Here is a 26,374-nt window from a genome sequence, read left to right on the forward strand (position 1 = left end):
TATTGGATGTTATAGGCAATTATAGACGATGGCAATATTAAAAAAAATAGAAGGCAATGAACTGTATTTGTACATGAACGGAAAGCTCATATACAAACGCTGGCTTGACACTGGACAATCAAAAATATTTGATGTAATGGCGTATGACAAATATACTTTGACAAGCATAAGAGACTTAGAATATGAAAACAACGGTGGACTGTTGACTGTCAAGGCAATATTAAAACTCAAATCGACAGAAGAAGGTGGACGACAAACTGGATTTATTAGCGGTTATAGACCCAATCATGTTTTTGAATACAACGACAAAGGACAATTATTACAAACTTATATTGGCGATATAGTATTTCAAGACAAACCGACTATTGAACCAGGAGAAGAAAGAGAAGTAACGGTTCGCTTCTTAATGAATCAACCAATTGAAAAATATTTAAATAAAGGACGAGTTTGGTGGATACACGAAGGCGACAGCCAAATTGGACAAGCTGAAATAATATGATGACAGAAATAACTGCCAATAACAGCACCTACCCACAAGGCGGGGTTTCGTTTTCCAAAGACAGCTTTGTAGTCAATCAAATATTAGTTTTTCAAATCAAATTTTGTGGTAAAAATCCCGCCCTTCGTGTAGTTGCAAACCGTTAGTTAAATATAGTATCAAAAAAGGCGTTCGAAAAACTAGTTTCGAACGCCTTTTTTGATACTATATTTCGAATGACACATCTTTAGACGCAAAGCATTGCATCTCTACTAGTGAAATTCATCTTAAAATAATCACTCAATAAAGTAATGTTTATTTCAACATATTGAACAAAGCTGTAAGCTTATCTTTCAAATCTTTTCTATCTACGATAAAATCCAAGAAGCCGTGTTCTAATACAAACTCAGCACTTTGGAAACCTTTTGGAAGGTCTTTACCGATAGTTTCGCGGATAACGCGAGGACCCGCAAATCCAATTAAAGCACCTGGCTCAGAGATATTGAAGTCACCCAACATTGCGTAAGAAGCCGTAACACCACCAGTGGTAGGGTCTGTCAACAACGATACGTAAGGGATTTTTGCTTCAGCAAGTAACGCTAATTTGGCTGATGTTTTAGCCATTTGCATCAATGAGAAACCAGCCTCCATCATACGAGCTCCACCAGATTTTGAAATCATCAAGAATGGAATTTTGTGCTTTAGAGAATAGTCAATCGCACGAGCAATTTTTTCGCCTACTACTGAGCCCATCGAACCACCAATAAATGAAAAGTCCATGGCTGCGATTACAACCTCAACATCATTCATTTTACCGTGCGCAGTACGAACAGCATCTTTCAAGCCAGTTTTCTTTTCTGTAGCTTTGATACGATCAGGATAGCGTTTGGTATCTTCGAATTTGAGAGGGTCGCCCGACGACATAAAGGCATCTAGCTCTGTATAACGTGATTGGTCGAAAAGTAGCTCGAAGTAATCTTGTGAACCGATTTTTTCGTGGTAGTTACACGACGAACAAGTCCAAGCAAATAGGCGATGTTCGCGCGTATGCATTACTTTTTTACAAGAAGGACACTGATACCATAGACCATCTGGTGCTTCTCTTTTAGCTTCGGTTGGGGTCAAAATCCCCTTATCTTTTCTGGTAAACCAAGACATATTTCTTTTTCAATTAAAGATTTTACGTGTTTTTTAGGAAAAGAAACACTAGGTAAAATACTCGTTGTGAGTGATAATGAATCGCAAAGATAAAACTTAAGCAATCGAGAATTAACAAAAACTTGAATTTTATCTAAGCTTTTTCGTTTTAGTAGTTGATTTTAAGTCCAGAAATTTACAGATAAAGTGTTGATTTTGACAACATTTTCCGTAATTTATTGGTCTATATAACTAAAAACACAACAATCTAAGTTCTTTTGAAATGAAAAAAATAGCCTCATTTTTGATAATCTGCTTTTTATCTTATCATACTAAAGCCCAATCCTACCTTGAAACTCCCGATGGGAGAGTCTTGTTCGATGGACATGAAGTCAATGTAGAAGGTACGGTTTATATTCCTCAGGAGTTTAAAAAAGGATATTTGAAGTTTTCGAACGAAAGGAAAATGACAATCCCTCAAGTCCGATTTAATTCTTACGACAATCGCATAGAGTTTAAAGAGGGTAAGGAAGAAAAGGTCTTGACCTTACCAATTGTAGAATTTGGGTTTGAGGAGGCTGCTGGCAGTATGCGTGTATTCAAAAAAGGATTTCCTGCTATTGACCGCCAGACTGATGGTACTTTTTATGAAGTGGCGTATGATGGAAAATTCAAATTACTAAAATATTTTAAAGCCCATAAGTTTGATGTTTCGGGCTATAATTCGGCAACTAAAACGATGAAATTTGATATTAATGAGACCTTATATCTCTTGAAGTCAGATAATACCATCGTGAAAGTAAAGAAAGACAAAAAATCTTTACTGGAAGCTTTAGGCAAAGATGAGAGTGTAGTGAAAGAATGGTGGAGTAAGGAAAAGCCTAATCTAAAAAATGAAACAGACTTAAAAGCATTCTTAACTTATTTGGATACTTTGTAAAGCATGAGTCATTCCTAATTTAGCGATTTAGTGATTGAGCGAATGAGTGATTATGTTAAAATTTGTATTCCATCAGTCTCAAGCCATTCATATCTAGCATAGTAGCATTAAAAAAGGGGTCGAAAAATATTTTTCGACCCCTTTTTTGATACTATATTTCAGAATGACACTTCCTAAGACGCAAATTATTAGGTTGTTACAGGTGATTTTTCTTAAAATAATCACTCATTCACTGAATCTCAATTCACTAAATTTAGCGGTGGCTAATCAATTTTTTGACATACAATTTATCATCAACCATCATGCGGAGGATATATGTGCCTGAGCTTGCTGAAGATAAATCTATGATTTGAGAAAATTCCGTTCCTACTTTTTCGAAACTAGCTTGTGATATTTCCTGACCAAGCATATTAGCTACACTCAAGCGTAATTTTGTTGCTGGTTTTTCGAAAGTAGCTTTCAGTAAAAATTGACCCGTATTGCTTGGATTAGGGCTTACCGTGAACAATTGAGTTTCATCAAATTCTGTTCCTAGCACTACCACTTTAGGAGGATTTGGGTTAGGACCTTGGATATTTAAATTATCAACAGCCCAGCCCCAGCCGTGTGCACCAACATCAGCCAACAAACGGAAGCGAATCAAGACTTGGTCTCCAGCTTTAAAATCGCCAGATTTGAGCATATCGATTTCACGAGGCTTGAATAAGGATTGAGTTCCTGCTGCTAATGAATTACCATTGGCATCCGAAGAGCTATTCCAAGCAGCTAGCCATGCCGAATTACTTGCTGCATCCCATCCGTCTTGAAACCATTTCCAGGTATTTCCTCCATCTTTAGAGCCTTCGACAATTACATAATCATAGAAGTTTCTATTAGGAACACCATTACTTGCAAAAGAAACACCTTTGTCTCCTGGCTCAACAAGCGCAATTTCATCGAAATAAATTTTGGCAGTATCACCTCTTAAAATGATAGGCTTTTGCAAGTTGAAGGTAAAGTTGCTATAAGTATCTGAAGGATCAGAGGCCGTAAATGGAAATTCTGTTCCGTCTTTGTAAGGATGGTCAGAGTGCATCCCTTTACTAGTAAAACCAGAAGGCTGTGTTACGCTAAAGCCTTTGGTATAAAAATCGTCCGTAGCAACACTTTCAAAGGTTGTAATATATGAGTTAACAGCAGCAAGAATTTTTTGTACACTAAACTCATAGTAACCTGTGCTAGGAGAGTAGGTTGTGTTTTTTGCTTTTGTTTTATCTTTTACCACAATTCTGTATTGAATCTTTTCACCCCCTTTAAACAAGCCACTTGCAAAAGCAAACTTACCCGTAAAAGGATAAGCAATACCACCGCTCAACAAATCACTAGATTGACCTCTTGTTAGACCAAAGGCTGTTTGAGCTTTTCCGTCAATCAAATATTCAACATAAACCGTATCAATATCGATATTATCGGCTACGGTTAATGACGGCAAAGTTACTTGTGTATCAGAAGGCTTTACCAATGAGATATTATTTACAAAATCGATAACTGGCTTAACGGTATCTGCTGCAATTTTAACTTTATAGAAATTAATATTGGCAATATTTCCCGATGCTTCTGCTGGTGTGGTAAATGTTTTCTTTTTACTATCTATAGCAGTAAAATAATAACTCAAAGTTTGGTCACTGCCCTTGTTGGGTAGCGTAAAATTATAAGTGCCTGTTGTACCACTTTTAGTCATTAATACTTCCGTTTTGTCTTTGGTAATATCACCATAAGAGTAAATTAATTTGACGGAGGTAGAATCATAACCATTATCACCAAAAACCTTTACCGCGAAAGAAAGCGGATTAACTAAGTCTTCTGTGTCTTTTAGGCGTTTATGGCTAATGGTATTGCCAATCCATCCCATGTCATTGAAAAAGCCTAACATAATTGGGCCAGGGTTGTGAATTGCTTCAGCTCTGGCAAATTGTGGAGACATCAAGGCATTGACTGTGCCTGTACGGTAAGTAACTTCATCCCAGTGGCTATAGCTAGAACCTTGGTCATAAGGGTTTGGTGCATATAATCTGGCTCTCAAACTATCATTCACAGCAATAATAGAAGGTGAATTCATATAAAGTTGCCCTCCAACCACTTGCTGATGAAGTTCTACTGAGGGATTTTTGAAAACACTTGAATTGAGTAGTCTTTGTCCACTTTGACTCTCTGCAAATACATCGTAGATATAAGGAATACCACCATCCGTAATAACACCAAGCGTTGCATCTGAGCTTGCTTCGCGCAACGAGCCAAAAAATCCTAGACCATGCCCAATTTCGTGGAGAACAACAGAAATGAGGTCATATTTATTAGCAGGAACGACTCCATCTGTACCATAATACCATGCAAAGTCGCCATTGAATTGAGCAACAATATCAGGATTATTACCATTAAGGTTGGTATGTGCCATTTTTTCAGCTAATGCAACGGCGTACCAAGTTTGAGCTTTGGTAGCTCCTGGGAAGTCTCTATAGGCACCTGTGGTAGAGGCAGAGCCTAAAACACTAGTTCCTAAACTTTGCCAATTAGCAGTTATGCGAACAGGTACATCTGAAATCAGTATAGACTGCCATATATCTACAGCCTTTTGAAAAGCGGCTTTTGCATCAGCAGGAAAGTCATTATAAGTAACAATAAATTGAGATTTGTCTGCTGTAACTTTTGCAGCCCTATTTTGCTTGAGCAAATACTCAAGTGGTGGAGCTACATAGCTTTTTACGGCAGGCGCATTTGGATCTGAAGGAGGGCAATAAATGCTTCTGCCGGGGCCTACAAATTTGTCAAGCTTTGATTGAGCCCGAATAAAAGGAATTGAAAAAAGCGTCAACAAAAGTAGTAAAAGTTGCTTTTTCATAAGTCTAGGATTAAGTGAGAATGGACAAATGTTTTCAAGTGGAATCAATGTTGATTACAAAAATTAAGAAGATATTATACTTATTGTAAAGACCAACTTAAGAAGAAATTAGTTGCACTAAATCACAAGGATAGCATAAGGTCATCAAAGCAACATTTCAAACTTGAATAGTTTAAAATTAGTTTTTTTTATATAAAAAAAGAAGCTTCCTTCTTGATAAAGGAAGCTTCTTTCAAAGATTATAGTATTCATGATTAAATCAAATAAATAATCATGATATATATATCAAAAATTGATTAATACCCTGGGTTTTGAGTCATGTTAGGGTTTGAATCTCTTTCTCTTTGTGGAATTGGCAATAATGCTTGTGTACTTGCCCAGTTGCTAAGTGTAGCCGCTGCACGACCAGTACGAACCAAGTCAAAGAAATAATGACCTTCCAATGCTAACTCTAATCTTCTTTGTGTAAAGATTTCGGTTTTCAATGCTGTTGGGTTCGATACCAATGTTGCATCTGCATCACCAATACCAGCACGGTTACGAATCAAGTTCAAAGCTGTTAAAGCTTCAGCATTTCTTCCTAATTCTGCTAAAGCTTCAGCTCTGTTCAAAATAACCTCAGCATAACGGAAAAGTACAGGGAAGTCAGTACCATTAATTCTGAAGTATTTCAACTGAGCATCGTAAGAAGTCGTCAAAATACGACGAGTATCTGTTGCTGAATAAGCAGACGCCAAAGTGGTATTTGGACGAATCTCATTTCTACCACCCAAAGCCGTAGAGAATAAGAAGAATGCCAAAGTATTACTGTTTGTCGTTTCAAAACTAAGCTCCCAGATACTTTCAGACGTTCCTTGTGTTGCAAAAATATTAGAGAAAGTAGGCACCAAAGAGTGCTGTCCTGAAGCAATAATTTGATCACACAATGACACTACCGCAGCATAATCTTTTTGGTAAAGAGCAGCTCTTGCTTTCAATGCCAACGCTGCATTTTTCGTAGCTTTTCCTTTATTTGTTGTTGGCAAATATGGAAGTGCTGCATCAATATCAGCATAGATTTGCTTGTACACATCGGCAGTTGAGCTACGAGATACTTTCAACGTTTCGTTTGCTTGCTCAGTTGGATCTAATACCAATGGCACATCGCCCCACCATCTTACCAAGTTGAAATAGTTAAACGCTCTCAAAAATTTAGCTTCTGCTACAATTTGGTTTTTAGCAGCGTCAGTAAAGCCTGATTCGTTAATCGATGGAACATACTTAATCAAGAAGTTGTCACGCAAAATAGACGTATAAATTTGCGTCCACATACCTGTTACCGACGTGTTGTTGGTAAGGATTGAGCGGTTAGCAATCTCAGCAAAATCAGAGAAAGTACCAGTGTGACGAAGGTTTCCTGATTGCAAATCTGGTAATAATTGGTAGCGAGTTCCAATATAGTTAGCAGATTGTAAACCATTGTAAGCACCGTTAAGTGCAGCACGTGCCGTCGAAGCATCCTTAATTTCGGATACTACGGAAGTTTGGGGAAGTTGGTCTAGTACTTGTTCACAAGCTGTACTGCCCAAAACAAGAGTACTAAATATAAATATTTTTAGTTTATTCATGGCTTCAAAATCTTTAAAATGAATAACTTACTGTAAAACAATAATACCTACAAATCAAGTGGTTGTACTACTAGAAAGTTAAGTTTACACCAAATGTGATTGTTCTAGGTTGTGGGAAAGTCAAGAAATCTGTACCTAAAGCAGCATTGGCTGATGAGTTACCATTTGCACCTGCTGTAAAAGTACTTACTTCTGGGTCTAAGCCTTTGTATTTAGTAAATGTCAACAAGTTTTGTGCTTGTGCATAAACTCTTACACGCTCAATACCAACTTTGTTTGTTACAGATTTAGGTAATGTGTAACCCAAAATCACGTTTTTCAAACGCAAGTATGAACCATCTTCGATGAAACGGTCAGATACACGACGGTTGTTGTTAGGGTCACCATATACAGCTCTTGGAATATCTGTGTTTGTATTAGTTGGAGTCCAACGGTTCAATACAGCATCTGTTTGTCCAAATACACCGTTCATACCTTCAGAGAAGTTACGAGTATAATTCAAGATTTTGTTGCCATACACAAACTGCGCGAAAATTTTCAAATCGAAACCTTTGTATGTGAAGTCGTTTGTTAAGCTACCAAAGAATTTTGGTTGAGCAGAACCCAAAACTTGCTGATCAGCCGAATTGACAACACCATCTCCGTTCAAATCTTTGAACTTAATATCACCAGGAGCCGTAGCTGCTACTTGATAGTAAGTAAAACCTTTTGCTTTTGCCGCAGCGTTAGCAGCAGCTACTTCATCAGCAGATTGGAAGATTTTGTCTACAACATATCCTCTGAATGCACCTAGCTCTTCTCCTTCAGCCAACCAGCTCGCAAAACCGTAAGGAGTTGGTGTTCCGTTGAAGATTTTCATCACTTTGTTTTTGTTGAAAGTGATATTGAAGCTAGTGTTCCAAGTGAAGTCTTTACCTTTGATATTTTCAGTAGAGATACCCAATTCAAAGCCATTGTTCTGCATTTCACCAATGTTTTGGAGTACCGAAGTAAAACCAGAAGTAGCAGGAATCGTAGCATTCAACAACAAGTCATTAGTGTATTTGTGGTAATAACCAGCATTGATTGTAATACGGTTTTTAAGTAAACCTAAGTCCAAACCAATTTCTGAAGTAGTTGTAGTTTCCCATTTCAAATCAGGATTTGATAATTGAGAAGGAACTAATGCACCGTTTAACTGGTACGCAACACCACTACCAAATAGACCTAAAGAACCAAAGTTAGTGATTTCAGAGTTACCTGTTTTACCATAACTAGCACGGATTTTTAAGTCACTAACAGCTGGTACTGATTCCATGAATTCTTCTTTAGAAGCTCTCCATGCAAACGAGATAGAAGGGAATGTTCCCCAACGGTTGTTAGCACCAAATCTTGATGAAGCATCTGTTCTGAATACCCCTTGTACTAAGTATTTACCATCGTAGTCATAGTTCAAACGACCATAGTAAGATACCAAGCCCCAAGATGTAGCAAATGATGTAGCATCAGTTTTGTTTGCACCAGCAGATACTTTTTTAATCGCATTGCCTGGGAAGTTTGTTGCAGAAGCCAATACATAATCATAAGAAGATTGTTGGTAGTCTGCACCTGCCGTAGCCGAAATAGAGTGGATATTGTTGAATGAGCGATTGTATGTCAAGTAGTTACTTGTTGACCAGTTCAATTCACCACCATTAGTAGCTGTAGCCGAACCATTCAAACCTGAAGCTGCGTTCAATGTGTTTGGCAAGAAACGATCTTCTTTGAATGACACTTGGTCCATATTCCAGTTTGTTCTTACTTTCAACCCATCTAGAATAGTTGCTTCTGCAAATACAGTTCCTAACAAACGACCACTAGTTGACAAGTTATATGGTTCAACAGCTGCAGCCAATGGGTTTTCTGTAGATGAAGAAGCATCTTTACCATAAGAACCATCAGCAAAACGAACAGGAATATCAGATGCCATCAAAATAGCAGTACTCAATACACCATAAATGTTGTTATCGTTGTTGATACGGTTTTGCAATGAACGAGTATATGCCATTTGCGCACCTGTTTTTACTCTTTTGCTGATTTGGTGCTCTAAGTTAATTCTACCTACCAAACGCTTGTAGTCAGAACCCAAGATAATACCTTTTTGGTCAAACAATGAACCCGATACAAAGAAGGTTGTTTTGTCGTTACCACCCCTTGCTGAGATATCGTATTGGCTAATTGGAGCATTTCTGAAAATCAAGTCTTGCCAGTTAGTACTAATTGCTTGCGATGGGTTTTGGAATACATTTACCGTACGAATTCCTCTAGCTTTTGATGTTGCAGATTCGATGGTATATAATTGTCCTCCTGCATTTACACCAGCGTTACTATCTGATTGCCAGAACCAAGCTGCTGCATCAGCTGCCGATGCCCATACACTCGTACCAGTACCAAAACCTGGAGTTGTTAAACCACCTGCACTGTTGTAAACACCATAACGGTTGATTACCATTTCTTGCAATAACTTTGTTTCTTCAGCACCAGAGATAGGACTTAATCTGTTGCTAGCTTTCTGACCAAAACCAGTGTAGTAGTTAAAGTTAACTTGAGTTTTACCAGCTTTACCTTTTTTAGTCGTAATCAATACAACACCGTTCGCTGCACGAGAACCATAAATAGCTGCTGCTGCTGCGTCTTTCAAAATGTCGATTGATTCAATATCGTTTGGTGCAATATCATTCAAGGCATTTGATGATTGGTTACCAAATCCTAATTGAGAGTAACTACCTGTGTTGATTGGAATACCATCTACAACATATAAAGGCTCGTTACTTGCAGTAATAGAGCTACCACCACGAAGACGTACCGTAACACCACCACCAGGAGTACCTGAGTTTGACGTAACCAATACACCTGCCGCACGACCTTGCATAGCTTGGTCAACCCCTGTAACAGGAAGGTTTTTTAATTCATCACTTTTGATTGAGGATACCGAGTAAGTAGCTTTATTTTTTGCCTGAGTACCATAACCTACAATTACAACCTCGTCAAGGTCAGTAGTAGATGATTTCAAAGTAACATTGATGATAGTTTTTGAACCAACTGCAATTTCTTGAGAGTTGAATCCTACAAAACTATAAACCAAAACAGACTTTGCTGGAGCACTGATACGATAAGAACCGTCTGAAGCAGTGGTGGTTCCTTTCGAAGACCCTTTGATAGTAACATTGACACCTGCTAGTGTCGAACCATCTTCTGATGAAGTTACCTTTCCTGAAATTGCTATGTCTTGGGCGATTGTGCTAAATATAAGCGACAACACCAAAACAAAGCTCATTAGTAGCTTTCTTTTCATGTGACAATTTTTTAGTTTGTTAATACTAAACTGACAGTGGATTAATTTCCAATTTAAACAAAAATACAAACAGAAAAACTTTTAAACCAAATTTTATATGTTGGAACATTAGATTTCGGTCAGTAACGTTTCACATATTTTACGTTTCGCCTAAAAAAGTGATTCTCCTTTCATAACACTAATAAATAATATTTTGTTTACAAAAGCCTCTGATAAAAGATAAATATATCTTTTTAGAAATAATGACCAATTAGCAAGAATTTACATTTTATAATACAATTAAGAGGATAATTATTGGATTTTTCAAATGTAATGCCATTTGCAATTCCTCTAATGTAACACCTGAAAATTTAGAGTTAAAGCTTTACAGAGCCTTGAAAAAGTACTATTCAAAAGGATATTTATTTTTTTTGAAAAATTTGAAATGTGTAGACGTAACTGTAATGAACTGTTGATTAATATACGTAAGTTTTTAGTCTCTGATGCTTAATTAAGCCTATTAAAATAGTATGCTTCTGGGGCACAGTAATCCTTAATATGCTTTATTCTCAAATGGATTCTTCTTGGAATATTCTTAATAACTTCTTAATTTCATAAAAGTGTAGTACCCAAATTTGACATTGCACATGGTATAATTGTCATCACACAAACCTTAACACATTTCATGAAAAAAATAGTACTTTCTGGTGCTTTGCTCTTAGGCGCCTATATGTCATTTGCCCAGACCGCAGCCCTCAAAGCTAAAGTGGCACAAAAAGCTCAGTCGCTTGAGTCTAAAGTTGTAACTTGGCGTCGTGACTTTCACCAAAATCCTGAATTGAGTAATCGTGAATTTAAGACCTCAGAAAAAGTTGCGGCTCATCTTCGTTCGCTGGGTATTGAAGTACAAACGGGCGTAGCAAAAACGGGTGTTGTGGGAATTTTGAAAGGAGGCAAGCCAGGTCCTGTAATTGCATTACGTGCCGATATGGACGCTCTTCCTGTAAAAGAAAGAGTGGATATCCCTTTTGCTTCAAAAGCAATGGGTGAATATAACGGCCAACCTGTAAGCGTGATGCATGCCTGTGGTCATGACTCGCACGTGGCCATTTTGATGGGTACTGCCGAAATTTTGGCTAGTATGAAAAGTGAATTGAAAGGTACCGTAAAATTCATTTTCCAACCTGCCGAAGAGGGCGCTCCTGAAGGGGAAGAAGGTGGTGCTGGTTTGATGGTAAAGGAGGGTGTACTTGAAAATCCTAAAGTTGATGCTATTTTCGGACTTCATATTAGTGCACAAGCACCTGTTGGAACGATTCGTTACCGCCCTAAAGGTACAATGGCTGCTTCTGACTGGTTCAAAATCAAATTGAAAGGCAAACAGGCTCATGGTGCTACTCCTTGGCAAGGTATCGACCCTATTGTAACTGCCTCACAAATCGTGATGGGTTTACAAACAATTGTCAGCCGAAATGCTCCCCTTACAGAATCAGCGGCTGTTGTGACGGTTGGTCAAATTAATGCTGGGGTAAGAAGCAATATCATTCCTGAAGAATTGAATATGAATGGAACCATTCGTACGCTTGATACGCAGGTTCAGGACATGATTCATGCTCGAATGAAGCAAGTGGCTACAAATATTGCCGAAAGTGCTGGTGCCATCGCTGAAGTAAGTATTACTAAAATGTGCCCTGTAACTTTTAATGACCCTTCTTTGACAGAAAAAATGGTTCCAACATTAGAAGCGGTTGCTGGAAAAGAAAATGTATTCTTGACATCGGCGGCTACTGGCGCAGAAGACTTTGCATTTTACCAAGAAAAAGTACCGGGATTGTTCTTCTTCCTTGGAGGTGCTCCAAAAGGAAAGAAAGAATCCGAAACAGCCTCGCATCATACGCCTGACTTCTATATCGACGAAGGTGGTTTTGTGTTAGGTATGAAAGCCATGACAAACTTGACGCTTGACTATATGGAAATGAATGCTGGAAAAGCTGTTAACGCAACAGGAAAGTAAATTCATGAATTCGAACAATCGATAAAGAAAAAGGGGATAATGACATCATTATCCCCTTTTTCTACTTTATGATTTTTTTAATCGTAAAGTCTTGTAAACGAAATTTGGAAAGAAGCGTTTGAGATACACACCCATTACTTCGTACCATCCACCGATATATACTTCTGATTTTTTAGCAATAATCGCTCGGACAATTTGGCGAGCACATTCATCTGGAAGCATTCCTTTTGCCTGATTAGCATCCATTTGATTATGTTTACTACCATCTCCCGAAAGCGCATTAAACGAAATTTGCGTTTTGATATAGCCCGGACAAATAACAGTCACATCAATATTGTCAGGAAAAACTTCTGCTCTCAACGAGTCAAAAAAGGCAATTACAGCATGTTTTGTGGCGCCATAACCACCACGTAATGGAGTTCCAATTTTACCTGCCACACTACTGATTGCTACAAAATGTCCTCTTTGTCTTTGAGTAAAATGCGGTAAAACAGCCTGTGTCAATGCTACAATGCTAAAGAAGTTAATTTCCATCAAATCTCGATATACCTGAAAAACGGTATCCTTCACCATCGAACGCTGAGACACTCCAGCATTTTGTATTACGATATCAATATTCCCAAAACGTTGTATTACATCCTCTACTTTTTGCGACATCGAAGATATATCCAACATATCCATGGGTAATACAAAAAGGTCTTTGGAAGACAACCCTGTCAGTAATGCCACTCGTTCTAGCTCATCTTTTCGACGAGCCGACAGAACTAATTTGACTGGAAATTTTGCTAATTCTAGCGCTAGCGCTTCTCCAATTCCTGAAGAGGCTCCTGTTATCCAAATGACTTTCTGATCGAGATACATAGTTTTGTATAGGTTAGCGGGTAAAATTGAAAGAGTTTTACCTGCCATAGGCATTAAGCTATATGCCGTATGCTGAAAGTATAAAAGTGTTTATAATAAAACCATGAATACATTTTTGCCTAATGCCTACGGCTTATAGCCTAATGCGTATTAATGCAATTTTATTTTACATTAATATATAATAGTAGTAAGCATATAATTGAATTGAGCTGTCACAAAATACTAGAAGCATTTCTCTCTTATATCAAGCTATTAGTATCTAAAAACTATTTCCTTACCTTACACTAAATTCAAAATAAAGGCATAATCTCTGGCAACTTCTTTAAATCTTTGGAAGCGTCCTGATGCTCCTCCATGCCCTGTCGACATATCGCAGTGCATAAGCAAGATATTATTGTCGGTTTTCAACTCTCTTAGTTTAGCTACCCATTTGGCCGGCTCCCAATATTGAACTTGCGAGTCATGCAAACCTGTTGTGACCAACATATTTGGATATTGCTGTGCTACCACATTGTCATAAGGAGAGTAAGATTTCATATAATCATAATACTCTTTTTCTTTAGGATTACCCCATTCTTCCCATTCGCCTGTGGTAAGTGGAATTGTTTCATCCAACATGGTCGTAACAACATCGACAAAAGGAACAGCTGCTAGTATACCCTTATATAAGTCTGGGCGATAATTGATAATAGCGCCCATCAATAAACCACCAGCCGAGCCACCATTGGCAAAAAGTTTATCTTTCGAAGTCCATTTTTCTTGAATCAAATACTCTGAAACATCGATAAAATCAAAGAAAGTGTTTTTCTTTTGAAGCATTTTCCCATTTTCATACCAAGGACGCCCCATTTCTTGTCCCCCGCGGATATGGGCAATGGCAAAGGCAAACCCTCTATCTAATAAGCTCAAACGTGCAGCCGAGAAATATGGGTCAATAGAATAGCCATACGAGCCATACGCGTATTGCAACAAAGGTTGTGAGCCATCTTTTTTGAATCCTTTTTTATAAACAATCGAAATAGGTATCTGTACGCCATCACGCGCAGTTGCAAAGAGTCTTTCTGTCTGATAATCTTCTTTATTAAATACTCCAAGGACTTCTTGCTCTTTCATAAGCGTTTTCTCTTGCGTATCCATATTATAATCGAATACCGAACTAGGGGTAGTCAATGAAGTATAATGAAAGCGGAGTAAATCAGTATCAAAGTTGGGATTGTATCCAACACCTGCATCGTAGGCAGGTTCGCCAAAATTCAAATAATGTTCTTTTTGTGTACGTTGGTCGATTACTCTTAAATGAATTAGCGCATTACTACGTTCTGTTAATACCAAATGATGACGAAAAACATCTATGCCCTCCAAATAAGTATCCTCACGGTGTGCGATTACTTCTTTCCAGTTTTTAATATCATACGACTCATTTTCAGTAACTTCCATTAGTTTGAAGTTGGTCGCATTACCCACATTTGTTCGGATATAGAATTTGTCCTCAAAATGTTCTATCGAATATTGTAAGCCATGCTGGCGAGGGTAAAATGCCTTGAAGTCACCATCAGGGCTTGATGCCTCTAACAAGCGATATTCTGTAGAAACACCATTATGATCAGAAACCGAAACAATGTATTTTTTAGATTTCATACGCCCCAATCCCATATAAAACTGAGGGTCTTCCTCTGTATATACCAAAACATCCTCTGAGGCTGAAGTACCTAATTTATGGCGATAAACCTTTGATGCTAATAAAGTTTGAGGGTCACGTTGCAGATAAAAAATAGTTTGATTGTCGGCAGCCCAAGCATAAGCCCCACCTTCGGTATTCTCAATTGTTTCTGGATATAACTCGCCAGTTTGAAGGTTTTTAAAATAAAGCGTATAGTTACGACGGCTGATAGTGTCGATACTGTAAGCTAATATTTGATCGTTGTCCGAAATATCATAGCCACCAATCGAGAAATACTCATGTCCTTCGGCAAGAGCATTACCATCTAAAAGAATTTCTTCTTCTGCTTCCATTGAGTGTTTTTTGCGACAATACAACGGATATTCTCCACCTTCGATATAGCGAGAATAATAGTAGTAATCTCCATCACGGTAAGGAACAGATTCGTCCTGCTCTTTTATTCTCCCTTTCATTTCTTCAAAAAGCTCTTCTTGAAAAGCTTTTGTTGGAGACATAACCGTTTCTGTATAAGCATTTTCTGCTTCAAGGTAGGCAATTACTTCTGGATTTTCACGGTCATTTAGCCAATAATAATTATCAACACGAGTATCCTCGTGGATGGTCATAGGATAAGGTTTGATAGGAGCCTTTGGCGCTGGAATACCTTGAATGTTCATAGAATTTATGGAATTGTCAGACTGAGTAAAAACGGTAATGTTTTCGATAAATAAAATAATTTGTATTTAACCTCAACGTAGGTCATTAGCTAAACGCATTGCTCAAAGATAAAGTTTTCTTAGAGAAATCTTAAACTAGATACAGGCAAGTTCCAATTACACAATATTTGGACCTAATATTTTAAAGATAAATTGACTACTAAAAAAATGACCTTTAGGGCTTAGTGATTAGTCTAAAGAGGTGCAAATCAATCTAGAAGAAAAATTGAAAGAATAGGCTTTTATACGAAAATTTTCCTTGTAATTATTTGTATATCGTCATGATATTCAGTAATTTTGCATTCCCATTTTCGACTGGATGCCCGTTCAGAAAGGAAATAAGGCAAAATCATTGAAAATCAGGTGTATTCCGTCATCTGTAAAAGATGATTCATAACATTAAAACTTAGAACAAAAGTGGATACTTTAAGTTACAAAACCATCTCAGCTAACAAAGCTACCGTAGAGAAGGGATGGGTAATCGTAGATGCAGAAAACCAAATCGTAGGTCGTTTAACTTCTGAGATTGCTAAAATCTTACGTGGTAAACACAAGCCAAGCTACACTCCGAATGTTGACTGTGGTGATAACGTTATCGTAATCAATGCTGATAAAATCCGTTTTACTGGCAAGAAATTAACTGATAAAGTTTACACTCGTCACACTGGTTATCCAGGTGGACAGCGTTTTGCTACTCCAAGAGAAGTGTTGAGCAAAAACCCTAGAGGTGTAGTTGAAGCAGCAGTAAAAGGTATGCTTCCAAAAAACCGTTTAGGTCGTCGTTTGTTCACAAACTTGCACGTTTATGCAGGTACTGAACACCCACACGTAGCTCAACAACCAAAAGAAATTAAATTCTAATAATCGTTATTAGTTGTAGTTGGGAGCGCCACTATGACCGATAACTTCTCTATAAAACAATGGCAGAAGTAACTAATACATTAGGAAGAAGAAAAACGGCTGTTGCGCGTCTTTACATGACTCCAGGTAAGGGCGAAATCATCATCAACGGTCGTGAAATTAAAGAATATTTTCCATCAGAAATTTTACAAATCATCGTTAACCAACCTTTCGCTTTAACAAAAACTGAAGGTGCTTATGATGTTAAAGTAAACGTTGATGGCGGTGGTATCAAAGGACAAGCAGAAGCAATCCGTTTAGCTATTTCTAGAGCATTGCAAGAAATCGATAGCGAATTGCGTCCTCCATTGAAGAAAGAAGGCTTCTTGACTCGTGACCCTCGTATGGTAGAACGTAAGAAACCAGGTCGTCGTAAAGCACGTCGTAGATTCCAGTTCTCGAAACGTTAATATTTTTACGGCTTTTGGCTTACGAATTTCAGCCCAGCAATGGGCTGCTTGTTATTCGTATGCCAAATGCTTATTGCTGTTAGGCTTGCAGTGACCGATGCCGCAGCGATTATTTACTCATATTTTTTTCATCATTTAGTGTTGAATTTATTTCAACAATACACAAATGGCACAATTAGAATACAAAAACTTATTGGATGCTGGTGTTCACTTCGGACACTTAACACGTAAGTGGGATCCAAGAATGGCTCCATACATCTTTATGGAGAAAAATGGCATTCACATCATCGATTTGAACAAGACTTTGGCTTGTTTGGACGAAGCTTGTACTGCTATTAAAGCAATCGTTCGTTCTGGACGTAAAGTAATGTTCGTTGCTACAAAGAAACAAGCTCAAGAGATCGTTTCTGAAGAAGCACGTCGTTTGAAAATGCCTTTCGTTACTGACCGTTGGTTGGGTGGTATGTTGACAAACTTTGCAACTGTTCGTAAATCTATCAAGAAGATGGGACAGATTGAAAAGATGTTGAAAGACGAAGAAACTTTCAAGGCATTGGCTAAACGTGAGCGTTTAATGATGACTCGTGACAAAGAGAAAATGGAAAGAGTTTTAGGTGGTATCACTGATTTGACTCGTCTTCCTGCTGCTTTGTTCGTAGTTGACGTAAAGCGTGAGCACATTGCAGTTGCTGAAGCAAAACGTTTGGGTATCCCAGTTTTCGCTATGTGCGATACTAACTCAAACCCTGATTTAGTAGACTTCCCAGTTCCAGCAAACGATGACGCTTACAAATCAATCGCATTGATTACTTTAGCTATCGGTAAAGCTATCGAAGAAGGTTTGATGGAGCGTAAGCAAGATAAAGACGATGCTCGTATGGCTGAAGAAGAAGAGGCAAAGAAAGTTGCAGAGGAAGAAGAAGCAGCGCGCGAAGCAGCGAAATTAGCAGCTAAATACGAGAAAGAAGAAGAAGCTTAGTAGCAAATGGGGCTATTAGCCTATAAACTTTCTTTCGTAGATTGACACCAATACTCTTAAGTTGTTAAGTGTCAATGAAATAATTATTACCATTTGAATAGCCCATAGTTTTCTGTGGGCTATTCTGTTAGTTTTGGGAGGCTATTAAGAAATGAGTAATTGTTGCAGATAAGCTATTACCAATAGGTACTAGTACTTTCAAAGCTTAGAAGTTTAATAGAAATTTTAATCTTAAAATATACAAAACGATGGCTATTACAGCAGCAGACGTTAATAAACTAAGACAAATGACAGGTGCGGGCATGATGGATTGCAAAAAAGCCCTAACTGAAGCTAATGGCGATTTTGAAGCCGCTATCGATATTCTTCGTAAAGCTGGACAAAAAGTTGCAGCTAAACGTGCTGACAATGCTACTAATGAAGGAGTTGTATTGATCTCTATCAGCGAAGATGGTTCAAATGGTAAATTGCTTGCTTTGGCTTGTGAAACTGAACCAGTATCTAAAGTAGCTGATTTCAATAACTTGGCTTCTGCTTTGTTGGAAGCTGCAGTATCAAACAATGCTGCTACTAAAGAAGAAGTATTGGCTGCTACATTGTCTGACGGACGTACTGCAGAAGAAAATATTATCGAGTTGACTGGTAAAATTGGTGAAAAAATTACTATCGCTGGTTACGAAAATGTAACTGCAGAGAAAGTAGTTTCTTACATTCACTCAAACAACAAAATTGGTGTATTAGTAGCATTTACTAACACTTCAGGTATTGATGTTCAAGAAGTAGGTAAAGATATCGCTATGCAAATCACTGCAATGAAACCAGTTGCTTTGGACAAAGACGGTGTTGATGCTGCTACAATCGAGCGTGAAATCGAAATCGGTAAAGACCAAGCTCGTGCTGAAGGTAAGCCAGAAGCTATGTTGGAAAAAATCGCAGTAGGTAAATTAGAGAAATTCTACAAAGAATCTACTTTGTTGAACCAACAGTTTGTGAAAGATTCTTCTATCAACATCAAACAATTGTTGGAACAAACTCAAAAAGGTTTGACAATCACAGAATTCAAACGTATTGCTTTAGCTTAATCGCTTGAATACCATATTTTTAATAAGAGCCTCTCAAAAAGAGGCTCTTATTTTTTATCATAAAGACTAGACTTATTTATATAAAATTCAGAGTTTTTATTTCTTTTATTCTACATTTATCAGTTATATTCAATGATCAACTACTTTGTTAGATATAATTGTAGCATAATTGGTATTTTTAACGTCAATAGCTTTATAATCAGTAAATTAGGAGTTGCTTAGTGATTAAACAACAGGTGTATTTGATTATTTTCATGTGAATACTCGTAGGATAGAGTGACGATTAATAAGATTTAGGGAACGCCACCCTATTTATATAAAGTTTTTTGTTAACTTGCCTACCTTAATATTATGTAGACAAATGATAATAATTAAGTAATAAACACTATCTTTTTCAGTAAAACTATATGAAACCCGCCTGAGCTAAATCAAAGTCTGCTAATGAAAGCTAACCTTAAAAAAGAAACGGATGAAAAGCTTGTGAAGCTTTTTATCGAAACTCAGAAGAATATCTATTTCGAGCATTTATATGATAGGTATTCAGATAAAGTATATCGCAAATGTCTCTCATTTGTAAAAGATGAAGCACGTGCCGAAGACTTCGCACATGACATCTTTCTAAAGCTAGTGATGAATATATCATCGTATAAAGAAACTGCGAAGTTTTCAACGTGGCTATATTCAATCACTTATAACTACTGTATAGACCAAACTCGTTTGGCTAAGCGCTATTCAGAAACCTTAATGGATGAAAACTTCGATGTAGAAGATTACGACGAAGGAGCAGAATTGGCTGAAATGGAGGCAACAAAGCTTCGTAAAGCCTTATCTCAGATGCAACCAGAGGAGAAATCTATTCTGATGATGAAGTATCAGGATGATTTGTCTATTAAGGAAATTTCATCTACCCTAGACATATCTGAAAGTGCCGTGAAAATGCGCTTGCTTAGAGCCAAAGAAAAAATCAGAAAGGTTTACCTTGAATCCACTCTCATTTGGGGAATAATTATCGCCAAAGCACTTAGCTTGCTGTTTGGAAATGACTAAATTTGGTTCCAAATACGCTAATTACTTAAATAGATATGGCTGAAAACCCCTTTAAAGATTTAGAATCTTCAGAAAAGGCTCCAGAAAGTCTCAAGCGAGCTCTTGTATCAGAGATAGATACAATTCGCAACACTTCTATAATTATAGATTTGTATGTTGGTAATTTCATCAATACCATAACTGCTTCGTTGAACACACAACGTGGCGAATCTACTATTACACCTGAAGATGAATTATAGCTCTTTACTTTCATTATTATAATCGCATTTATTGATCATGCCAAACATCCAAGACATTTTAATTGATACATTTCGCAAATTATTAGAGCAGTTAACGGGTTTTGTACCCAAGTTATTAGGAGCTACTATCTTATTGATCGTAGGTTCAATTGTGTCAAAACTAGTAAGTCGAATTTTAAAAACAGCCCTTGAAAAATCAGGATTTGATCGCTTAGGAGACAAACTAAATAAGATTGATGTTATCGCCCGATTTGGTGAGTTGAAATTAAGTTTAATCGTGTCTAAAGTATTACAGTACTTTATCATGTTAGTGTTTATTACGGCCTCTACCGAAACGTTAGGCATGCAAGTACTGACAGATATGGTAGCATCTTTAGTTAATTTAATCCCCAAATTAATAGCTTCTGCTATTTTGCTGTTTGCAGGGTTAATGATTGCAGATACATTAAAGAATACTGTAGTAAATCTATGTAATTCGTTTAAAATCGACTCAGCAAAGCTCCTTGGCAATATTGTATTTTTCTTCTTCTTTGTGATTGCGTTGATCGCCTCTCTTAAACAGGCTGGCATCGAAACTAGTCTATTGGAATCAAGCTTCAACCTAATCATCGGAGGAGTCGTTTTAGCATTTGCGATTGGATATGGCTTTGCTTCGCGTGACGTTTTAACAAATATCCTGTCTAACTTCTATAGCAAGAACAAATTCAAAGAAGGACAAGTCATTGAAGTGAATGGTGTAAAAGGTATCATCGTTTCATTTGACACCACCTCTTTAACATTACAAACTGGCGAAACACAGACAATTTTACCTTTAAATGTCTTACAAAAGGAAAAAATTGAAATTTTTGCACATGACTCAAAGGTAGAATCAGACCTGTAGCGCCAGATTTGTGTTGAGAAAGAGAGTGGAAATTCTACAATCAATACATATTAGAGCCATGCTGAAAAAAATTTTATTAACACTCTCAATTTTAAGTGTAGGTTGTGCTACAATAGCACAAGAGGCTAAAAAGGATACTTCTTACTGGAAGAAGAAAACTGCTTTTGGAGCCAACTTTAACCAAGCTAGTTTTAATGGAGCTTGGAGTTCTGTTCAAGGTGCGAAAGGATCTGTTGGATTCAACGTATTTTTTAATGCAAAAGGTGAATACAATAAGGGTAAAGTCAACTGGGTAAATGATTTACAAATGCAGTATGGCTTACAAGATAATGGAAGCGGATTAAGAAAAACCATAGACAGGGTATTCTTTGATACCAAACTAGGAAATAAAATTTCTCCAAAATGGTTGTTTATCGCCAATCTTAACTTTCAGTCTCAATTTTCTAAAGGCTATAACTATGGAGCTGGGGCTGATGTGACACTTCCAGATGGAACAACCTATAAGCCTGACATTCTGGTTTCTAATTTGTTTTCTCCTGCGTATATAACCGAATCCATAGGTCTTGAATGGAAACCCTCAAAAGTATTTAATATGTCTTTTGCACCAGGAGCCCTTCGTCAGACTATCGTTGCAGATAATAAGATTGCGTTTACAAAAACAGGAGAACGATATGGAGTGCCAGATGGTAAAACCATTAAGAATGATGTAGCCTTGATGCAGATTGTTGCGACGTTAGATAAAGATGTAGCAAAAAATATTAATCTAAAGGCACGTTATGCACTGTTTATTAAATACAATGACCTTGCGGCAATGGATAATCGCTTAGATGCTAAATTTACAGCGAAGGTAAATAAATACATAAGCACTACTTTCGATATAATCGCGATGTATTTCCAAGATCAGAGTGCTAATTTACAAGTAGCTCAAAACTTAGGTATTGGTCTTTTATATACTTTTCCATGATTTCTAAACTAAACTACCGATGTTAAAAGAATTTAAAAATTTTATCTCGCAAGGTAATGTGCTTGATTTGGCAGTGGGGGTTGTAATAGGTGGAGCATTTAGCAAAATTACTACCTCACTCGTTGAGGATATTTTGATGCCAGTGGTTGGCTTATTTCTTGGCGGAATCGATTTTTCTACTTGGAAAGTCGTACTTAAAGCAGCTAATCCTGCTGAAAACCAAGCAGAAGTAGCCATGAAATTTGGTAGCTTTGTTCAGATTTCGGTCAACTTCCTTATTGTAGCATGGGTGATTTTCTTGGTCATTAAGGCTGCAAATAAAGCAGGTTTGACAGAAAAGAAATTTGAATAGATATTCAATGGTTTCGATTTTCAACAAAAGTCTGATGCTAATGGCGTCAGACTTTTGTTTTTTATTTTTTAAAGCATATTTGGTAAAGCGCTTTTTGATTATTTTGCAACGTCAAAAAGTCTTTCATGCAGAAAGATTTGATACTAATAAAAAATGAGTACTTTTTGATGGGGCTTATATTGGTGGTTTGATACAAAAAACAAAATGAATTAAGGCTTTATCCCAAAAATAAAACTGTTATGAAAATTGTAATCTTAGGAGGTGGTGAAAGTGGCGTAGGTGCAGCTTTGTTAGCAAAAAGTAAAGGATATGAGGTTTTTTTATCTGATAAATCGGCTTTGTCTGACAAATACAAAGAGATTTTAGAGCAGAATGATATTCCTTACGAAGAGGGGCAGCACAATGAGGAGTTTATTTTGGATGCGGATGAAATTATCAAGAGCCCAGGGATCCCTGACAAAGTTGAATTAATAAAAAAACTGAAGTCTTTACGTAAACCAATCATATCAGAGATTGAGTTTGCTTCCCGATATACAAAAGCGAAAATTATTGCTATTACAGGAAGTAATGGTAAAACTACGACGACTCTTTTGGTTTATCATATTCTCAAATCGGCAGGCTTAAAGGTTGGCTTGGCAGGAAATGTGGGAGATAGTTTTGCGAAACAAGTAATTGAAGATACTTTCGATTATTTTGTGTTGGAGCTTTCGAGCTTTCAGCTTGATAATTGCTATGATTTCAAGGCTGATATTGCCATTTTGTTAAATATTACCCCAGACCATCTTGACCGTTATGAGTATAATTTCCAAAATTACGTGAATTCTAAATTCCGTATTTTACAGAATATGACTCCGAGCGACCATTTTATCTACTTTCAAGAAAGTGAAGCTTTGGCTAAAGAACTGACGCAAAAAGTGTATGCTGTTAATCATTTGCCAGTGTCGATTCAGGAAGAGGTAGCACAAGGAGCTTTTGTTCAGAATGGTGTTTTGGAGGCTAAATTTCAAGCGCGCGATTTTCAGGTAGATATTGATAAATTACCTATTAAAGGAACACATAACAGTATCAATGCGAGTTGTGCTGTGTTGGCGTCTCAAGCTATTGGTTTGAACGACGAGCAAATTATGGAGGGGTTGCTTTCATTCCAAAGTGTAGAGCATCGCTTAGAACCTGCAGGAGTAGTAAACGGAGTTACTTTTGTAAATGATTCTAAGGCTACTAATGTTGATTCGGTATTTTATGCACTAGGAAGTTTTAATGAGCCAATTATATTGATTATGGGAGGAGTTGATAAAGGCAACGACTATAGTCAAATAGATGAGCTAGTTGCAAACAAAGTCAAAGCTCTTGTATGTATGGGGACAGATAATCATAAATTATTTGATTATTTTGGCAAAAAAGTACCTTTAATTTTTGATACAAAATCCATGAAAGAGGCTGTAGAAACAGGAGCAAACTTAGCTGTTGAAGGTGATGTAGTATTGTTGTCACCAGCATGTGCTAGTTTTGATTTGTTCAAAAATTATGAAGACAGAGGACGCCAGTTTAAGCAAGCTGTCAAAGAACTACCAAACGTAAAATAATCCTTCTTTATCTTAATACCCATAGAATTCTATCAACTATGATAACTAATTGGCTGAAAAAAAACCTTGAGGGGGATTATCAGATTTGGACAATTGTGGCTTTTCTTTCGATGTGTAGTATTATCGTCGTATTTAGTGCCACAGGAAAACTGGCCATATTATCGGGTCAGGGCACTTTTTCATTTTTGGTAAAACACACGGCTATTGTCGTGGTAAGTTTGGGAGCAATGTGGTATTTTCACAAATTTGACTATCATAAGTTTGCTACCGTTTCCAACTTTGGTGTGTTACTGTCTATTGCGCTGCTACTTTATACTTACAAATATGGTGTTTCCATTAACGATGCCCGCCGTTGGGTACGTGTACCATTGATAGGAATGACGTTTATGCCATCCGATTTGGCTAAACTTTCGTTGATTACCAATTTGGCAGGCATGTTGGCTAAGCGCCAACATGTTGAATATACCTTTGTAGAATTGGTACCCATGATTGCAAAAATCCTCATTGTGTGTACTTGTATCGCCTTAACTAACGTATCCACATCTGCATTGCTGTTTTCCACTTGTTTTTTACTAATGTTCTTTGGTAGAGTGCCTGTTCAATATTTAGTGTACACCATGATGGGGCTCTTTATGATGGGAACAATCTTGGTGATGACGGGTACAGGTAGTCGTATTGAAACCGCTCGCAATCGTATTGTTAATTACGTAGATGGTATTAAAGGCAAGAAAAAACCTGGTGCAGATAAAGATAGCGATTATCAAATAGAACGAAGCTTTTTTGCCATTGCCAACGGAGGACTTACTGGTAAAGGACCAGGCAAAAGTCAACAGCGGTATTTCCTATCTCAAGCCGATTCAGATTTTGTGTATTCTATTATCATTGAGGAATGGGGAATGCTCGGAGGCATTTTTGTATTGGGTCTTTACTTATGGTTTTTGTATCGAGGAATGAAGGCTGTCGATAGTTCTGGACGAGCCTTTGGAGGGCTACTTTCGGCAGGACTTACTTTTAGTCTGGTTATACAGGCGATGGTCAATATGTCGGTAGCTACGGGTTTAGGGCCAGTTACGGGCCAACCTTTGCCATTATTAAGTTGGGGAGGAAGTTCCTTAGTTTTTACAGGCATCACAGTTGGGATTATTATATCGGTGAGTAGAGATAAAGTGAAAGATGCAGCTCTCTAACAAGAGATTTATAAGGAATCATTATCTTTAAGGTTTAATTGAAAAATAATACAACTTGTGAAAGCCATAAAAGTAATTATTTCGGGTGGTGGTACAGGAGGCCATATTTATCCTGCCATAGCAATTGCTAATGCCCTCAAAGAAATTAATCCTGCCGTTGAAGTACTTTTTGTAGGTGCTGAAGGAAAAATGGAGATGGAAAAAGTACCCAAGGCTGGGTATCCTATTATTGGTTTACCAATTGCAGGGATCAACCGCTCGAATATGCTGGCAAACTTAGGTTTTCCACTGAAGCTTATCTCGAGTTTACTACGAGCAAGAAAAATAGTAAAAGACTTTCAGCCTGACGTGGCAGTTGGAGTGGGGGGGTATGCCTCTGGTCCATTGCTTTTGTCAGCATCTTTTGCCAATGTTCCTATCTTAATTCAAGAACAAAACTCCTACGCGGGTATTACCAATAAATTCTTAGCGAAAAATGCCAAGAAGATATGTGTAGCGTATCCCAAAATGGAACAGTTTTTTCCTGCGTCTAAAATTCAGATGACAGGCAATCCCGTAAGAAAAGACATCCTCAATGTAGCAGCTAAACGACAACAAGCTTTTGAACATTTTGGACTACAGCCTGACAAACCAACCGTGTTGGTAATAGGAGGGAGCCAAGGTGCCAAAACCATCAATGAAAGTATTGATGGAGGGCTAACAAGTCTTGTAAATGAAGGTTGTCAAGTAGTTTGGCAAACAGGTAAACTCTATATTGAAAGAGCCAAAACCGCTGCCGAAGTATTCAAAGGGAAGGTATATGTCTCTGATTTTATTTACGAGATGGATTTGGCTTATGCTATGGCCGACATTGTTGTGTCGCGTGCAGGGGCATTGTCTGTTTCAGAACTTTGTTTGGCTGGTAAACCGTCAATTTTAGTGCCTCTTCCGACTGCTGCTGAAGACCACCAAACAAAAAATGCCATGAGTTTAGTAGAAAATAATGCTGCCATACTTGTTAAAGATGTACAAGCAAGAGAAGAACTCGTAAAGGTTGCTTTGGATTTATTACATGATAAAGAGAAACAAAGTACACTGATCGATAATATTCTGAAATTAGGAAAGCCTAATGCCGCTATTGAGATTGCTCAACAAGTGCTTAGCTTGGTGAAATAGACATTCTTTTACT

At 37.5% G+C, this 26,374-nt stretch carries 22 protein-coding genes; 16 read left to right on the plus strand and 6 right to left on the minus strand.

Annotation, left to right across the window (positions count from 1 at the left end):
• Positions 1 to 28 precede the first annotated feature (28 nt).
• Positions 29 to 499, plus strand: coding sequence for a hypothetical protein (locus QM481_RS15150; protein ID WP_283382337.1), 471 nt, complete (start codon positions 29 to 31; stop codon positions 497 to 499).
• The gene (locus QM481_RS15155) at positions 496 to 645 is read left to right on the plus strand and encodes a hypothetical protein (protein WP_283382338.1); all 150 of its coding nucleotides are present in this window, start codon (positions 496 to 498) and stop codon (positions 643 to 645) included. The genes QM481_RS15150 and QM481_RS15155 overlap by 4 nt, the downstream gene beginning before the upstream one ends.
• A gap of 148 nt (positions 646 to 793) precedes the next feature.
• On the opposite strand, the gene accD is transcribed toward QM481_RS15155, so the two are convergent.
• Positions 794 to 1,636, minus strand: coding sequence for an acetyl-CoA carboxylase, carboxyltransferase subunit beta (accD, locus tag QM481_RS15160; protein WP_095161336.1), 843 nt, complete (start codon positions 1,634 to 1,636; stop codon positions 794 to 796).
• A 262-nt stretch (positions 1,637 to 1,898) separates the two neighbouring features.
• Here accD and QM481_RS15165 point away from each other — a divergent pair, with 262 nt between their 5' ends.
• A complete protein-coding gene (locus QM481_RS15165) occupies positions 1,899 to 2,555 on the plus strand; it encodes a hypothetical protein (RefSeq protein WP_283382339.1) in 657 nt (218 codons plus the stop codon).
• Between the two features lie 253 nt (positions 2,556 to 2,808).
• Here QM481_RS15165 and QM481_RS15170 read toward each other — a convergent pair whose 3' ends face one another.
• From QM481_RS15170 to QM481_RS15180, 3 genes are all read right to left on the minus strand, one after another.
• Positions 2,809 to 5,433, minus strand: a complete 2,625-nt coding sequence (locus QM481_RS15170; RefSeq protein ID WP_283382340.1) for a T9SS type A sorting domain-containing protein — start codon at positions 5,431 to 5,433, stop codon at positions 2,809 to 2,811.
• Positions 5,434 to 5,729: 296 nt separating this feature from the next.
• On the minus strand, positions 5,730 to 7,040 hold the full coding sequence (locus tag QM481_RS15175) for a RagB/SusD family nutrient uptake outer membrane protein (RefSeq protein ID WP_283382341.1): 1,311 nt from the start codon (positions 7,038 to 7,040) through the stop codon (positions 5,730 to 5,732).
• A 70-nt stretch (positions 7,041 to 7,110) separates the two neighbouring features.
• Complete coding sequence (locus QM481_RS15180; protein WP_283382342.1) at positions 7,111 to 10,353, minus strand: SusC/RagA family TonB-linked outer membrane protein; 3,243 nt, start codon at positions 10,351 to 10,353, stop codon at positions 7,111 to 7,113.
• Between the two features lie 664 nt (positions 10,354 to 11,017).
• Here QM481_RS15180 and QM481_RS15185 point away from each other — a divergent pair.
• The gene (locus QM481_RS15185; RefSeq protein WP_283382343.1) at positions 11,018 to 12,346 is read left to right on the plus strand and encodes an amidohydrolase; all 1,329 of its coding nucleotides are present in this window, start codon (positions 11,018 to 11,020) and stop codon (positions 12,344 to 12,346) included.
• A 66-nt stretch (positions 12,347 to 12,412) separates the two neighbouring features.
• On the opposite strand, the gene QM481_RS15190 is transcribed toward QM481_RS15185, so the two are convergent.
• Positions 12,413 to 13,207 carry an SDR family oxidoreductase gene (locus QM481_RS15190; protein ID WP_283382344.1) on the minus strand — a complete coding sequence of 265 codons (795 nt, stop codon included), beginning with the start codon at positions 13,205 to 13,207 and terminating at the stop codon, positions 12,413 to 12,415.
• Between the two features lie 279 nt (positions 13,208 to 13,486).
• Positions 13,487 to 15,544 (minus strand): S9 family peptidase, encoded by a 2,058-nt coding sequence (locus tag QM481_RS15195; protein WP_310589670.1) that lies wholly within the window; start codon positions 15,542 to 15,544, stop codon positions 13,487 to 13,489.
• Between the two features lie 456 nt (positions 15,545 to 16,000).
• Between QM481_RS15195 and rplM the strand changes: the two genes are divergently transcribed.
• The 12 genes from rplM (at position 16,001) to murG (ending at position 26,361) form a co-directional block, all read left to right on the plus strand.
• Positions 16,001 to 16,444, plus strand: a complete 444-nt coding sequence (gene rplM / locus QM481_RS15200) for a 50S ribosomal protein L13 (RefSeq protein WP_095161345.1) — start codon at positions 16,001 to 16,003, stop codon at positions 16,442 to 16,444.
• A gap of 59 nt (positions 16,445 to 16,503) precedes the next feature.
• Positions 16,504 to 16,893: a 30S ribosomal protein S9 gene (gene rpsI / locus QM481_RS15205; RefSeq protein ID WP_166549993.1), complete on the plus strand. Its 390-nt coding sequence runs from the start codon at positions 16,504 to 16,506 to the stop codon at positions 16,891 to 16,893.
• Positions 16,894 to 17,059: 166 nt separating this feature from the next.
• Complete coding sequence (rpsB, locus tag QM481_RS15210; RefSeq protein WP_166549994.1) at positions 17,060 to 17,872, plus strand: 30S ribosomal protein S2; 813 nt, start codon at positions 17,060 to 17,062, stop codon at positions 17,870 to 17,872.
• A 248-nt stretch (positions 17,873 to 18,120) separates the two neighbouring features.
• The gene (gene tsf / locus QM481_RS15215; RefSeq protein WP_283382345.1) at positions 18,121 to 18,954 is read left to right on the plus strand and encodes a translation elongation factor Ts; all 834 of its coding nucleotides are present in this window, start codon (positions 18,121 to 18,123) and stop codon (positions 18,952 to 18,954) included.
• Between the two features lie 441 nt (positions 18,955 to 19,395).
• Positions 19,396 to 20,001 (plus strand): RNA polymerase sigma factor, encoded by a 606-nt coding sequence (locus tag QM481_RS15220; RefSeq protein WP_095161349.1) that lies wholly within the window; start codon positions 19,396 to 19,398, stop codon positions 19,999 to 20,001.
• 35 nt (positions 20,002 to 20,036) lie between these two features.
• On the plus strand, positions 20,037 to 20,240 hold the full coding sequence (locus tag QM481_RS15225; RefSeq protein WP_166549996.1) for a hypothetical protein: 204 nt from the start codon (positions 20,037 to 20,039) through the stop codon (positions 20,238 to 20,240).
• Between the two features lie 37 nt (positions 20,241 to 20,277).
• A complete protein-coding gene (locus QM481_RS15230) occupies positions 20,278 to 21,120 on the plus strand; it encodes a mechanosensitive ion channel family protein (protein ID WP_166549997.1) in 843 nt (280 codons plus the stop codon).
• Between the two features lie 58 nt (positions 21,121 to 21,178).
• Positions 21,179 to 22,084, plus strand: a complete 906-nt coding sequence (locus QM481_RS15235) for a DUF3078 domain-containing protein (protein WP_283382346.1) — start codon at positions 21,179 to 21,181, stop codon at positions 22,082 to 22,084.
• Between the two features lie 19 nt (positions 22,085 to 22,103).
• Positions 22,104 to 22,436: a large conductance mechanosensitive channel protein MscL gene (gene mscL / locus QM481_RS15240; protein WP_166549999.1), complete on the plus strand. Its 333-nt coding sequence runs from the start codon at positions 22,104 to 22,106 to the stop codon at positions 22,434 to 22,436.
• A gap of 239 nt (positions 22,437 to 22,675) precedes the next feature.
• Positions 22,676 to 24,019: a UDP-N-acetylmuramoyl-L-alanine--D-glutamate ligase gene (gene murD / locus QM481_RS15245; protein ID WP_283382347.1), complete on the plus strand. Its 1,344-nt coding sequence runs from the start codon at positions 22,676 to 22,678 to the stop codon at positions 24,017 to 24,019.
• A gap of 38 nt (positions 24,020 to 24,057) precedes the next feature.
• Entirely contained in the window at positions 24,058 to 25,206 is a 1,149-nt protein-coding gene (locus QM481_RS15250; protein ID WP_166550001.1) for an FtsW/RodA/SpoVE family cell cycle protein, read from the plus strand.
• A 66-nt stretch (positions 25,207 to 25,272) separates the two neighbouring features.
• Positions 25,273 to 26,361: an undecaprenyldiphospho-muramoylpentapeptide beta-N-acetylglucosaminyltransferase gene (gene murG / locus QM481_RS15255; protein WP_166550035.1), complete on the plus strand. Its 1,089-nt coding sequence runs from the start codon at positions 25,273 to 25,275 to the stop codon at positions 26,359 to 26,361.
• Positions 26,362 to 26,374: the final 13 nt, after the last annotated feature.

The sequence above is a fragment of the Flectobacillus rivi genome, assembly GCF_030056655.1.
Classification (GTDB): domain Bacteria; phylum Bacteroidota; class Bacteroidia; order Cytophagales; family Spirosomataceae; genus Flectobacillus; species Flectobacillus rivi.